General features: G+C 46.4%; 6 protein-coding genes. 2 read left to right on the top strand and 4 right to left on the bottom strand.

The genetic code is table 11. The annotated features are described in order from the left end of the window. Nucleotides 1–41 precede the first annotated feature (41 nt). A complete protein-coding gene (locus QT998_RS19915) occupies nt 42–1,472 on the top strand; it encodes an inorganic phosphate transporter (protein WP_333117313.1) in 1,431 nt (476 codons plus the stop codon). A gap of 32 nt (nt 1,473–1,504) precedes the next feature. On the opposite strand, the gene QT998_RS19910 is transcribed toward QT998_RS19915, so the two are convergent. The 3 genes from QT998_RS19910 to QT998_RS19900 are packed head-to-tail and all read right to left on the bottom strand — an operon-like array spanning nt 1,505 to nt 11,430. Further along, entirely contained in the window at nt 1,505–5,629 is a 4,125-nt protein-coding gene (locus QT998_RS19910) for a non-ribosomal peptide synthetase (protein WP_333117314.1), read from the bottom strand. Between the two features lie 18 nt (nt 5,630–5,647). Continuing rightward, complete coding sequence (locus tag QT998_RS19905; protein WP_333090305.1) at nt 5,648–6,478, bottom strand: HEAT repeat domain-containing protein; 831 nt, start codon at nt 6,476–6,478, stop codon at nt 5,648–5,650. After that, entirely contained in the window at nt 6,478–11,430 is a 4,953-nt protein-coding gene (locus tag QT998_RS19900; protein ID WP_333117315.1) for an amino acid adenylation domain-containing protein, read from the bottom strand. The genes QT998_RS19905 and QT998_RS19900 overlap by 1 nt, the downstream gene beginning before the upstream one ends. Nucleotides 11,431–11,584: 154 nt before the next feature. Between QT998_RS19900 and QT998_RS19895 the strand changes: the two genes are divergently transcribed. Further along, nucleotides 11,585–12,694, top strand: a complete 1,110-nt coding sequence (locus QT998_RS19895; RefSeq protein WP_333117316.1) for an alpha/beta fold hydrolase — start codon at nt 11,585–11,587, stop codon at nt 12,692–12,694. 279 nt (nt 12,695–12,973) lie between these two features. On the opposite strand, the gene QT998_RS19890 is transcribed toward QT998_RS19895, so the two are convergent. Then, on the bottom strand, nt 12,974–14,410 hold the full coding sequence (locus tag QT998_RS19890; RefSeq protein ID WP_333117318.1) for a PepSY-associated TM helix domain-containing protein: 1,437 nt from the start codon (nt 14,408–14,410) through the stop codon (nt 12,974–12,976). Between the last annotated feature and the right edge of the window lie 38 nt (nt 14,411–14,448).

The raw sequence follows: 14,448 nt of genomic DNA, 5'->3' as shown, positions 1-14,448 counted from the left end.
ATATATCGAACTGCCAGTTTTATGACAAACAAAAAAATGCAATGTTAAATAGCTCAGAGCTCGTATTTCTGCAACTGGCGGCGCTGGCTGTACTGGCTTTGTACGTCGCCGCCAACTTGGGAGCAAACGATGTCGCTAACTCGATGGGGACATCCGTAGGCTCGAAAGCGCTAACGCTGCAGCAAGCAATAATTGTTGCAGGCATACTGGAGTTTTCCGGCGCAGTGCTGTTCGGGCAAGGAGTTTCCCAAACTCTGGCAACAGGAGTTGTCAATGTAGATGTGTTTTCTGCCCGGCCGCAGGTATTTTTAGTCGGGATGGTTTCAGTGCTGATATCCTGCGGGTTGTGGCTGCAAATCGCTACGAGTCGAGGTTTGCCGGTTTCTTCATCTCATGCGGTGGTAGGTGCGATCGCGGGTTTTAGCTGGGTTGCAGCCGGAATTCATGCGGTTGATTGGCGAACAATCGGCAGTATTTCCTTAACTTGGCTGGCGACACCTTTTGCCAGCGGTGTTTTAGCAGCACTATTTTACAGTGCGGTGAAGTATTCGATTCTCGATCGACCAGATCCTCTATTTCAGATGCGCGAGTGGATACCTTGGCTGAGTGCTGCACTGCTGAGCGTATTCGGGATAATTGTATTGCCGTCTATTGTAGACACGGCTTTCGTGCAGACAGGAGCGATCGCCTTTGTGTACGATCGACTGGGCTGGAATATTCCGGTGCACGATATTGCGATCGCGATTGGGGGAATTGGGGCGATCGGGCTTTCCCTCAATAGCTGGAAAACATTAGAATTAGTAGAGAAGGAAGAAGGTTCGGCAGCGGATTTTGTAGCGGATGTAACAGATGTAACGGATAGAAAGAATAAGCAAGAGGGAATATTTGCGGCCCCCACTCCCCCTCTCCCAATCTCCCCCTCTCCCAATCTCCCCCAAGACCCCCCTCCTCGCCACTGTCCGATCGAGCAACAGATGGCAAGATTCCAAGTATTGAGCGCTTGTTTTGTAGCATTTGCCCACGGTTCCAACGACGTAGGAAATGCCGTTGCCCCCCTAGCTGCGATCGCCTACATCCGGCGCACAGGTTCCTTTCCCTCAGACGATTTCAGCGTTCCCCTGTGGATTTTAATCGTCGGAGGCGTAGGAATCGTCATCGGTTTAGCAATTTGGGGCAAAAATGTAATTGCCACAGTCGGCGAAAAGATCATCCAACTGCAACCCAGCGGCGGATTTTGCGCGGAATTAGCCACAGCCACCACAGTCTTGCTAGCATCCCGCTTCGGGTTTCCGGTTTCCACATCCCACGCTTTAGTCGGTGCAGTTGTCGGAGTCGGACTGATCAAAGCTTGGAAAACAGTACGCTGGAAAACTTTGCTGTCAATTGGTTCGGCTTGGCTAATTACCCTTCCGATCGCAGGCGCTTTGGGTGCTAGCATTTTTAGCATCGCCCAATGGATTTTAGCCAGATGAACGCAATTCGATCGATCGCGCCCAACGGCCGCTCAATCACTTAATTTCTGTTTCAAGCAAAGGTTTAGCTGTCTGGCCAGCACCTCAACACAGGGCTTTCTCAACATAGTAAGGTGATTGCCAGGAACTCGAATCACCTCTACTTGTGCCGCCGTTAATTCGCTCCAGCCAAGAGTCGGATCTTGATGGTTCGCGCTGAGCTTTTCCCCCGATCTAAACAGAGTAATTCGGTGCGGATAAATTTTCGGTACATAGCTGAGAGTTGCTTGACTGTTAGCCTGAAATACAGTAAACATTGAGGGAATTGCCAGCTCGCGCCAGCTTTTTTGTTTTGACTCCTGAGATAAGATACTAACCATAACAGCCTGTTTCCAATTCCAGCCATACCAAAACTTAGTTACCCAATTAAGCAGCTTATTTAATTTAGGAAACCTGGCAGCAATTCCGCCAAGTTGCACATTTTCCGCACCAGCCACCAAGCGAAAATAATCTACTACAAAAGGCCAAATAGAGCGCGAAACAGTAGTCAGAATAAACTTGCAACCGGCCCAAAAAGAAGGTTTGTTAGCAGAAACCGGCGCTAAAGTATCCAGCACAGCAAGCAAAGCCACTTCATCCCCCGCTGCGAGCAACTGTTGAGCCATCTCAAAAGCAACCAAACCTCCAAAAGACCAGCCTCCTAAAAAATAAGGCCCTTTTGGTTGAACGGTACGCAAGGCTGCGATGTAGTCAGCCGCCATCTCTTCAATGCTAGTTAACGGAGAACTTTCGCCGTCAATCCCTTTAGGTTGCAGCCCGTAAAACGGTTGGTTTTCTCCTAGCTGAAATGCTAACTCTACATAAGGAAATACCACGCCAAAGATGGGATGGACGCAGAAGAAAGGCGGATTTTTACCGCGAGGCTTAATTGCCACTAACGGCGACCATTCCTCAGAATTTGTTCCTGAATCTAGCGAATCTGCTAAACCTTCAATTGTCGGATTTAAAAAAAGAGCAGACAGCGACAACTCGCGCTCAAATTGCTGGTTAATCTCATTGATGAGGCGGATTGCTAGCAGGGAATCTCCACCCAAATCGAAGAAGTTATCGCCAATGCCAACGCACTCTGCGTTGAGGATTGTGGCCCAAATTTGGGCGAGGGTTGACTCGGTTGGTGTGCGAGGTGCAATGCAGCTTTTATCTATTGAATTGCTAGTTAGAGTTCCCGGTACAGGTAGGCGCAGGCGGTCGATTTTGCCATTGGGAGTTAGGGGCAGAAAATCCATCGCCACAAAAGCACTGGGAATCATGTAATTGGGCAGTTGTTGTTTGAGGAAATTGCGTATTTCCCCAGGATTAAGCGTCTGATTGTGATTGGATACGACATAAGCAACTAGGCGTTTGTTGCCCGACAAATCATCCACAGCAACCGCCGCTGTTTCTTTGACTGCTGGATGCTGAACCAGCAGCGCTTCAATTTCTCCCAATTCTATTCGATAACCGCGAATTTTAACCTGTTCGTCAGTGCGGCATAAAAACTCAATATTGCCGTCTGGAAAATAGCGAGCTAAGTCACCAGTTTTATAAATTCGTTCTCCTGCTTTCTGGCTAAAGGGATTAGCAATAAATCGCTGGGCGGTTAATTCGGGGCGGTTCAGGTAGCCTCGCGCCAATCCGCTGCCGCCGATGTACAATTCACCGGGAATTCCAACGGGTACAGGCTGTAAATTTTCATCTAAAATATAGAGTTGAGTGTTAGCTATTGGGCGGCCGATTGGCGGTTTTTTGGGTTCGCTAATTTCGGCCAAACTTGACCATACTGTCGCTTCTGTAGGGCCGTAAGCGTTAAAAAATCTGCGCCGGGAAGCCCAGCATTTAACAATATCCGGGGAACAGGATTCGCCAGCACAGATGATTGTTTGCAGTGCGGGAAGTTCGGCGTTTGGAAGGACAGCTAGCAGCGAGGGCGGGAGGGTAGCGTGGGTAATAGCATTGTCCTGCAAAAATTGGATTAATGTTTGTCCTGGTAATAAAGATTCTTTCTTGGCACAGTAAAGTGTTGCTCCGGTTCCCAATGCCATGACAATCTCAAATATTGAGGCATCAAAACTCAGGGATGCGAATTGCAAAATGCGGTGATTTGAGTTAATTTTAAAAGATTCTATTTGAGCTATGGCTAAGTTGTAGAGTCCCCGATGTTCGATTAAAACTCCTTTGGGTTTTCCGGTTGAACCAGATGTGTAAATGACGTAGGCTAGGTTTTCGGGTATGATATTTGTAAGTGGATTTTTGGAGCTTTGTCGGGCGATAATTTCTCTTTCGGCGTCCAAACACACTACTGAAAAAACTCCGTAATTTTCCGGCTGCGTCAAGTTTTTTGCTAAGTGCTGCTGAGTTACCAAAATCGACACCTGAGCATCTTCTAACATGAAGTTAAGGCGCTCTTGAGGATAAGTTGGATCTAAAGGCAGGTAGGCTGCGCCTGCTTTGATAATGCCTAGCAATCCGACGATCGCATCTAAGGAACGTTCTACACAAAGGCCCACTAAAACTTCTGGTGCTGCTCCCAATTGCTGCAAGTAACGTGCAAGTTGGTTGGCTCGGCTGTTGAGTTGGCGGTAGGTTAACTGCTGGTTTTCAAAGACGGCGGCGACAGCATGGGGCGATCGCGCGACTCGCTCTTCAAATAGCTGATGGAAACACTGGTTTTGCGGATAATCTCTCTGAGTGTCATTCCAATCGATTAATAATTGCTGGTATTCTGGCGCTGTCAGCAAAGCCAAGTCACTGAGGTGCTGTTTGGGATTGGCAACAATGGCTTCCAGCAGGGTTTGGAAATGCCCCGCCATGCGCGCAATTGTGCCGCTATCAAATAAATCTGTGCTGTAGACAAATTGCCCTTGAATACTTCCTGCATCTTCCCACAAGTGGCACTCTAAATCTAGCTTGGCGGTTCCTGCGTCAAAGTCGATCGCCTCGACAGCGATTCCCGGCAATTCTAGCGCTGTTACAGGAGTGTTTTGCAGGCTGAAACTAAGTTGAAATAGGGGGTTGCGACTCAACTCGCGATCGGGGTGCATTTCCTCAACCAACTTCTCGAAGGGCAAATCTTGGTGAGCGTAGGCTGCCATTGCGACGTTTTTTACCCGATGCAATAGTTCCCGAAAAGTTGGATTTCCTGATAAATCTGCACGCAGCACTAAACTGTTGACAAAAAACCCGATTAATGCTTCTATTTCGCTCTGGTTGCGATTGGCGATCGGCGTTCCTACTGCAATATCTACTTGTCCTGTATAGCGGTATAGCAAAGTTTGAAAAGCGGCTAGTAGAGTGATAAATAAAGTCGCGCTTTCTTGCTGGCTCAATGACTTTAGCGCCTCGCTCAAAGCAGGTGATAGTGTTATAAATTGTTTAGCGCCGCGGTAGGATGGAACGGCGGGTCTTTGCCTGTCTGTTGGTAGATTGAGTGTGGTAATTCCCTTTAACTGCTGCAGCCAATAAGCTAACTGAGTTTCTAATACTTCGCCCTGCAACCATTGGTGCTGCCATTCTGCAAAGTCGGCGTACTGCACGGGCAGTGCTGGTAAGTGCGAGATCTCATTTTTTACAAATGCTGTGTAGAGCGTTCCCAGCTCTCGAATTAGCACTCCAATTGACCAACCATCAGCCACAATATGATGTAAATTCAGCAACAATATATTTTCTGTTTCACTGAGTTGTAACAGCGTTACTTTGAATAACGGCCCGGCGGCTAAATCGAAAGGGCATTGCGCTGCATCGGTTGCGAGTTGCAGCGCTGCGCTTTCCTGCTGATTTGGCGAGAGATTTTGTAAGTCAATTGTGGGGAGAGATACGGTTAAAATGGGAGCAATAATTTGTACGAGTTCCCCTTCCAAAAGCGTAAATGTGGTGCGCAAAGTTTCGTGCCGCTGCACAATTTCGTTGAAGGTTTGCTCTAAGGATCTTAAGTTGAGCGAACCTGTTAAGCGGAGCGCGGTTGAGACATTATAGAAAGGATTGTCCGGTGCTAATTGATTGAGGAACCAAAGCCGTTGCTGGGCAAAAGATGCGGGGAAGACGAAAACTTCTGTTTCTTGCTCGAAATTTAGTTTGTTCTCATCAGTTTTGGGGCAGTTGTTTTCGATGTTGTGGCTCATTAGCGATCTTAACTCACTCATAATTAATTTTGCCCAAATTCAGATAATCTCCAAACTATTTTTAATTTTTTTTATAAATGTTTCTAACTCTTCAATGGTATATGTATGTAAATTGCGCTCGTACATATAATGACCAAACTGACTGATAATGTTACCAAAAGGCAAAAATGTGCTAATTTTTTTTAATTCCTTCCTCTGTTGTCTGTACTCAGCCTTAGACATATTTTCTTGATGCTTTCGACGCTGCAATTCTAAATATTGATAATTATATTCTGCTTCTTCTCTGACGAGATGATGTGCATCGCGTCGAAGTCGATCGCATAATTTGTGTGCCCTCAAAAAGTCTTCATCATTTGGCGAGTTGCAACCAAATTTCCCCAACACATCCACGACAGCCCACCGAGTTGTGTACCGATCGCTGACTGCCATACTGTCAATTATATCCCAGGGATTATTGATGCCCAGCCAAAATAACTCTCCTATAAGTCTCGGCAGTAAAATTGGGTCTCGATCGCGGAGTTGATAAAAGGCATTAAGCATTACTGGTATGCTGTCGTAGCTGCATATTTTTCCTAGTGTATAAATTGCGTCTTTGCGGATGAAATGGTTATCCGCAAAAAGCAAATTTTCAATTTCTGGGATAATAGCTGACTTTAGCTGGCTTTCCCAAGATTGTCGGCACGTATGATTTTGAGAACAACTCAGGACAAAATCTCTAATAAAAAAACAAGTATCGTTAATAATTTCGCGATCGTTACTTTGGAGAAACTTAATCATAGAATCAACCGCCCCAGGCGATGCAACAACCTCAGCCATGTATTCTGTATCTCCCAAGTAGTTAATATATTTGCGGATTTTAGTCTCAAACATTATCTGTCTTTATTTTCTCTGTTCAGCGATGACAGCTTCACGCGACGTTTTTCGCGAGAAAGAGGCACTAAAGCCGGAGCTTCACTTTTAGCATTCTTATCTTTCAAACTCTCAACAATCTTAGATAATTCTGAAATTGTCGGCGCTTCAAAAACCCGGCGCAAAGGCAACTCTACTCCGAAAGCATCTCGCACTCTAGAAACAAGCTGAGTCGCCAGCAGCGAATGGCCTCCTAATTCAAAGAAATTGTCCCGGATACCCACTCGCTTTATCCCCAAAACCTCAACCCAAATTTTCACTAAAACTTCCTCAATAGAAGTCTGAGGCGCAACATAACCGCCAGCCCATTCTAACTTAATCGGCTCCGGTGCAGGCAAAGCGAGCCGATCGACCTTTCCGTTAGCCGTCACAGGTAGCGACTCCAGCACTACAAAAGCCGACGGAACCATATATTCCGGCAGTTTTTCTGCTAGATAAGCCTGCAACTGCGGCACTAATTTACGCGCTGCTTTAGCTTGTAAGGGATTGTTAGCATAAGAGCGCCAAGGACGCAAGTTATCGCTTCTGGTTTCTGGCACAAAATCTCTAGTTTTGCCCCGTGCAAACACTACATCGTAGCGCCCTTGACTGTCGGAATTAGACCAACTAATATTAACATTATACGGAACTTCCAAAGCATACCAAGCTTCGGGATCGACTCCTAAATCCTCTACTTTTTCCACGGCTTTCTGCAACTGACCTGCTGTTGGAAATTTATCGACAACAGACAGCAATTCTGCCGCCTTAACTGCTGCCGTTACCCGCGCATTAGGCACATTAGCAATTCTTAAAACATCGAGTTGATTTTCCAATAATATTTGTTGCACCTTGGTAACAGTCAGATTCTGATTTTTATCCAACCAATCCAGCCTTTTTTCTGCGCCCCACTCCCCTTTTTGCGATAATATAGGGCGGGCTGTTTCAGACGCAATATGCAAAATAGCATTGTACCGAAAAGCAGTTAACTCATTATGATAACTACCGCGAATCAATTGAATCTCTACGCCGCCAATCTGCGGAAAGCGGTGTTTTAAGGCGCTAAAAAAATCTGGTTCAACAACTAACTCTGTTTCTTGAAAAATTTGCATTTGTACTCGCTGCTGCAACTTTTCGCCCGCGAGAGAAGGTTCGGCTTGATACAGTTGTACCGAAGCGTGAAAAGCTGCCAGCAACGGCAAGCTGCGGACATCTCCGATGAATATAAAGCCGCCGGGGGCAGTTGCTTTCACCGCACCTTCTAGCACCTGCACGAGATAGTCGATAGTCGGGAAATATTGCACGACAGAGTTGAGAATTACTGCGTCAAAAGCTGCTGTCTCTACTCCTTCAAAGTCAGTCGCCATTTTCTGAAGCAGCGTTACATTAGCTAACTGTTGATTTGCCAATTGCTGCCGAATATAGTTGAGCGAAATAGGTGAAAAGTCTGTTCCGCAATATTGAGTGCAGCGAGAGGCAATTTGGAACAGCAACAAACCTGTGCCGCAGCCAATTTCTAACACTCTGCTCGGCTGCAAAGCTAAAATTTGGGCGGCTTGATTGTTCGCCCAGTCGCGCATCTGTTCTGCTGGGATTGGCTGATTAGTATAACTGCTATTCCAGCCGACAATATTAAATGTTGGATCTGAGTCAACAGCAGGTTGATTGTAAGTTTCATTGTAGAGCATTTGCCACTGCAAAACCTGTTCGTCCTGCAATTGCATTATTTGGTTTTTTTCGCTGGCACTGCTATATTCAGGATTCAGGGCAATATAAGCTACTAAACGTTTATCTCCCTGTCCATCTTCCGAAGCTGTTGCTACAGTTTGCTGCACCGCCGGATGTTGAATTAATAGTGTCTCGATTTCTCCTAATTCGATGCGGAAACCGCGAATTTTTACTTGTTCGTCAATGCGTCCTAAAAATTCAAGGTTGCGATCGCCTCTGTAGCGCACTAAGTCGCCGGTTTTGTAAATTCGCTCTCCTGAATTTGGTTTAAAAGGATTGACAATAAAGCGTTGTGCGGTTAAATCTGGGCGGTTGAGGTAGCCGCGAGCGAGTCCGTTTCCGCCGATGTACAATTCGCCAACAACGCCGATCGCCACCGGCTGCAAATATTTGTCTAATATGTAGATTTGAGTGTTAGCAATGGGGCTGCCAATGGTGGGGGCGATGTCTGTTTGCTCTGTTACAGGAATATAACCGGAAGTTGTGACGACGGTGTTTTCGGTTGGGCCGTAATTATTTACTAGCTTAAATGGATGGGATTTTAAAGGATGCTGTTGCAGTTTTTCGCCGCCTGCGAGCAAGATTCGCAACGCTGTTGTTGGAGGCCAATCTAATAGCAAAATTTTCTCGGCTAAAGGTGTTGGCAAAAAGCTAATTGTAATGGCGTTTGATACTAACCAGTTTTGCAGTTTTTCAGGATCTCGCCTGATGTCATCTTCTGGAAAGTAGATGCTAGATCCTGCGGCGAGATAAGGCCAAATTTCCCACCCGCAAGCATCAAAGCCGATCGCAGCAATTTGCGTTGCTCGATCGCCCGCTGACACGCCAAACTCTCTTTGATGCCAAAAAACGAGATTTAACAGGCTCCCGTGCTCAATTTCAACTCCTTTCGGCTTTCCCGTGGAACCGGAAGTGTAAATCGCGTAAACCAGATTTTCGGCTGTGACGGCGCTGGTGGGATTGTCGGCGATTTCTTGGGAAATCATCTCCCAATCTGTGTCTAGAAAAACAACCCTTGGATGGTGAATTTTATCCTCTGACTGTGTTTCTAAATTTTGCACTTCGCCATCATCCACCAGGGAATAAATTCCCTGGCTCATAGCTGAAGTCGGCTGAAGCCGACTGGAAACTTGTCCTCCTTCAGTCGTCTTTAGACGACTTTCGCTATTAGACAGGGAATTTATTCCCTGGCGGGTAAGCAATACTGACACTTGAGCATCTTTTACCATAAAGCTCGATCGCTCAGCAGGATAGCTCGGATCTAAAATTAGGTAAGCTCCTCCCGCTTTCAGGATACCCAACATTCCCACGATCAGATCGAGCGATCGCCCGCAGCAAAGCCCGACTAAAACTTCCGTCCCAACCCCCATTTTTTGCAAATAACGTGCTAGTTGGTTGCTGCGGAGATTTAGCTCTCGATAGGTGACTCGCTCCTCTCCAAATACCAGCGCCACCGCATCCGGTGTCCGATCGGCCTGCATTTCAAATAGCTGATGGATGCACAAATCTTGCGGATAATCCGCTTGACTATTGTTGCATTCAACTAACAAATGATAGCGCTCTTGGGCGCTCAAATATTGCAAGTTGGCAATTCGCTGTTCGGGATTTGTCACAATGCTTTCTAACAAGGCTTGAAAATGCCCGATCAGGCGGGTAATCGTAGCTTCATCAAATAAATCGGCGCTGTAAATAACCATGCCGCTGATACCCTCGGAGCTATCAACCCACAGCTTATTGCTGGGCGATTGGTTGCTTCCCGAGCTGTTGGGCGATCGCTCCCACAAATGAAACTCCAAATCAAACCTGGCTGTACCGACATCTAACTGCTGCGGGCTGAGGGTTAATTCTGGCAATTCTAACTGATTCCCCGGCGCGTTTTGCAGCGCAAAGGCCACCTGAAATAAGGGATTTTGGTTCAACGCGCGATCGGGGTGCAGTTCTTCTACTAACTTCTCAAACGGCAAATCTTGGTGAGCGTAAGCTCCTAATGCTACCTCTTTGACTCGGTTTAAAAGTTCCCGAAAAGTTGGATTTCCCGACAAATCTGTCCGCAACACCAAACTGTTGACAAAAAAACCGATTAGTGCTTCTATTTCACTGCGGTTGCGATTGGCGATCGGCGAACCTACAACAATATCTTCTTGCTGCGCGTAATGGTAAAGCAACGTTTTAAAAGCTGCCAGCATAGTCATAAACAGCGTCACTCCTTCGCGCTGGCTCAACGTTTCTAAAGCCTCGCTCAGTTGTTTTGGTAGTTGCAAAAATTGCCTTTTGCCTCGGTAACTTTGAATTGCTGGCCTGGGGCGATCCGCAGGCAAATTTAGCATAGAAATGCCGTTTAACTGCTGTCGCCAGTAAGCAAGCTGCGTTTCTAAAACTTCCCCTTGCAGCCATTCGCGCTGCCATTTAGCAAAATCAGCATACTGGATCGACAAAGCCGGTAAAGGCGAAGGTTTTTCGCTAGCAAATGCCGTGTAAAGCGCGCCTAATTCCTGAATTAATACTCCGATAGACCAACCATCGGAGACAATGTGGTGCATATTCAGCATCAACAAATATTCGGCATCATCTAACTGCAATAATGTGACTCGCAGCAACAAGTCATTGGACAAATTAAAAGAGCGTTGAGCTTCCTCTGCGGTGAGCCTGTTTGCTTCAGTTTGTCGAGATTCCTTTGGCAAGGTTCGCAAGTCCACTACATTAATCGGAAGGTGGAAAGCAGCAGCTATTCTCTGAACGGGTTGGCCCGAAACTACTGCTAAAGTCGTGCGTAAAGCTTCGTGGCGGCGCACAATTTCATTGAAGGTTTGTTGCAGCGCCGTCAAATTGAGCGAACCTGTCAAACGCAATGCTGCGGGAACATTATAAAAAGGATTGTTTGGTACTAATTGGTCGAGAAACCACAAGCGCTGCTGTGCAAAAGAAAGCGGTAGATTTCCGTCCCGCCCCATAGGGACAATCGGTGTAGGAGTGAAACTAGAAGTACGATTAGCTGCTTTTAAAAATGAAATAATTTCGGCTTTTTTCTGAGAAATCTCGGCGCGCAGTTCGGGTGTAATAATTCCTTCGGGAGCGTTGCAGCGCAGGCGAGATCCCTCAACAAAAACATTAATATCTAGACTGCGAAGATAAGATAAAAACTCTATTAACTCTACCGTGACAGAATCTCTTACATTTGCCGATGAACTCGATATTGTTGGCTCTGGCATTTTGAGTCATCCTATGATTACTTGGGCACATCAATAAAAGAAATTCCACCAGCGCACAAATTAAGAGCTTAACTTACCCCTTGCCGACTGTGGCCTAACCTAAGTATGATTCTGTTTGAATCCGCAACCAAAATCCTACCCAAGGTTTCAGCTTATGCCGTTCATGCCCTTCAATTTCCTGTTTCTATGGCTGGTGGGACTGCTGTCCATCGGCGTACTTGGCGGGGGTATATACATTATTTATGAATATTACATCGGCGCACTTGTAGGGATTTCCTACTTAGTCAGCGGAGTGTTGATGCTTCTTTGGTCTGTTGGCGGCCGATTTATCAGTTTGCCGCTGTTCCGCCGCCCTGGTGCTGACGAACCGAAGCCGACGCGGACGGGTACGGTGCAGCGAGTAGAGAGGCCTGATGGCACGATTTTACAAGTAGAATTCTACGGCCCAGAGGACGGACAGCCGATTATCCTCTCGCACGGTTGGGGGCCGAACAGTATGGTTTGGTATTATGTGAAACGGCAACTTAGCGATCGCTTCCGAGTGATTGTTTGGGATCTTCCAGGTTTGGGAAAATCCACTAGACCAAAAAACAGCGACTACTCCCTAGAAAAATTTGCCCGCGATCTCGAAGCCGTGATTGCCCTAGCAGGAAATAAACCTGTTATCCTACTCGGACACAGCATTGGCGGCATGATTTCTCTCACCTTCTGTCGGCTTTTCCCAGAACTTCTCGGTAGTCGAGTAGCTGGTTTAATTCTGGTAGATACGACTTATACTAATCCCGTCAATACCGCTATTTTTAGCAGTTTATTACGCGCTTTGCAGAAGCCGCTGCTGGAACCTATCCTCTACGTCACCATAGCTCTGGAACCCATTATGTGGGCAATGACTTGGCTGAGCTATCTCAATGGTTCACTGCACATCAGTGTAGAATTATCGGGATTTAAAGGCACTGAAACGCGCGGTCAATTAGAGTTCTCAGCTTTTTTATCAGCCTTGGGTTCTCCCGGCGTTCTCGCTCGCGGCACGCTGGCAATGTTCAAATTTGACGAAACAAAAACTTTGCGATCGATTGATATTCCTGTGTTGGTGATATGCGGCGATTCAGATATCGCAACTACCCCCCCAGCTAGCCTGCGGATGAAAGCAGAATTACCTCAAGCAGAGCTAGTTACTATACAGAAAGGAGGACACATGGCATTAATGGAACACAACCAAGAGTTTGCCGAAGCTGTCAGGGCATTCTGCACTGAAATTTCGTGACTAAAAATGTGAGTTAAAATCCAATACGGTTCAGTAGACCTCTTGCAAAAATAACTAGGACGGGCTCTCCGGCCCATCCCACAAGAGTTATTTTTTCTTGTGGGATGGGCCGGAGAGCCCGTCCAATAAATTTATGAAAAGGACTTTTGCAAGAGGTCTAGTTAAGGAAAATTGTAGCGAAAATGTTGGGCGGAGTGAAACGGAGGGTTTGTTCCCTCGCGGTTCAACCTACGCACTGATTCGGTCTAGTTTCTAGAGCTCTTTGTCACCCTCCCACCTTTAACTGAAAATGCGCTTGACAGCAGGAATACGAGCCAACACGAAATAATCCAACAGCAGAACGGTGACGAGTGAAAGTCCTACAAGCGGGAAGGCAATCCCTAAAACAGCAACGATTGCGAGTGGCACTTTCCATCCCTGAACATGGGTGGGCATTGCAGGCGCACCGAGCCAACCCGTCCCTTTCGGACGACGCTGCCACCACATCACCGTACCACTGACTGAAAGCACAATCAAAATTAAGGATGCAAACAACATCAGTAGTTGATTGCTCAATCCAAAATATTTTCCCATGTGAATTGAAATTCCCATTGATACGACTTTGGGTACTAACCCGTAATCCTTCCATCGCACATCTGCTAATACTTTGCCACTGTATTGATCGATGTGCAAAGTGATTTCTTGCGCCGGATTATTGGGAAATGCCGAAACCGTATACACACCCGTTTTGGATTCTGGAAAACTAACACTAAATCCAGGGGGTGCGCCTTTTGCTTGAGCTAAATTTACAACAGAATCTAGATTTACGGACGTATCAGCAAGAGTTCGCTCGATAACTTCGTTGTGTCCTGAATGATGCTCATCTCTAGGCGTACTCGATTTAGGAATTGGTAATTGCTCTACTGCCCAAGGCACAACTTGATTGCCCTGCTGATTGAGGGAGCCTGTGAGTGTTGTCGATTGAGGCACGTTATCCCGCATTTGTGCAGGGTAGTAGTTCGACAAACGAGCGAAGGTATCTCCCCAAAAACCTGTCCAGGGTAGTCCACTGAGGATGAGGAAGCCAATTAGCAATACCCCATAAAATCCCGAAACGGCGTGTAAGTCCCGCCAAAATACCCGCTTATTCTGGCTCCACACACGCGGAATCAGTGTTCCAAAAAAAGTTATTTTGTGGCGAGGCAACCACAGATACAATCCCGTAATCAGCAGCACAAGCCCCCAACACGAAGCAAGCTCTACTATATAATCTCCCAATTTTCCGATCATCAGTTCGCCGTGAATCTTGCGTGCGATCGCTTGGAGATTATTATTTTCATCGCGATCGCCTAAAATCCTAGCCGTATAAGGATTCACGAAAACGGCTAGTGTTCTTTCATCTTTAGTCGCGATCGTCACTTCAGCACTACGATTAGACGCAACGCTCGGCGTAAATTTTGTTACTTTGGCATCAGGATAAGTTCGTTGAACAACTGCCACCTGTTGAGTATAAGACATCACCACATCCGCAGGCTGCACAAACATATTCTGGTGATACATCGCAGCATCTAATTGCGGTTTAAACAGGTAAATGATGCCTGTGATTGACAAAATCAGCATGAAAGGAATAACAAACAAGCCTGCATAGAAGTGCCATCGCCAAACGGTGCGATAAAAACGATTACTGGGAGGTTCAGCAACCAGTGAAGGGTTCAAAACGCTGTTCAATTTACTCATTTTTGTTTGCCAAAATATCGACAAAAAACCATTGTGCT

The sequence above is a fragment of the Microcoleus sp. S1D4 genome, from assembly GCF_036700765.1.
Taxonomy (GTDB): domain Bacteria; phylum Cyanobacteriota; class Cyanobacteriia; order Cyanobacteriales; family Microcoleaceae; genus Microcoleus.
The sequence above is the reverse complement of the archived record's forward strand: the minus strand, read 5'-3'. Positions and strand labels throughout refer to the sequence as shown.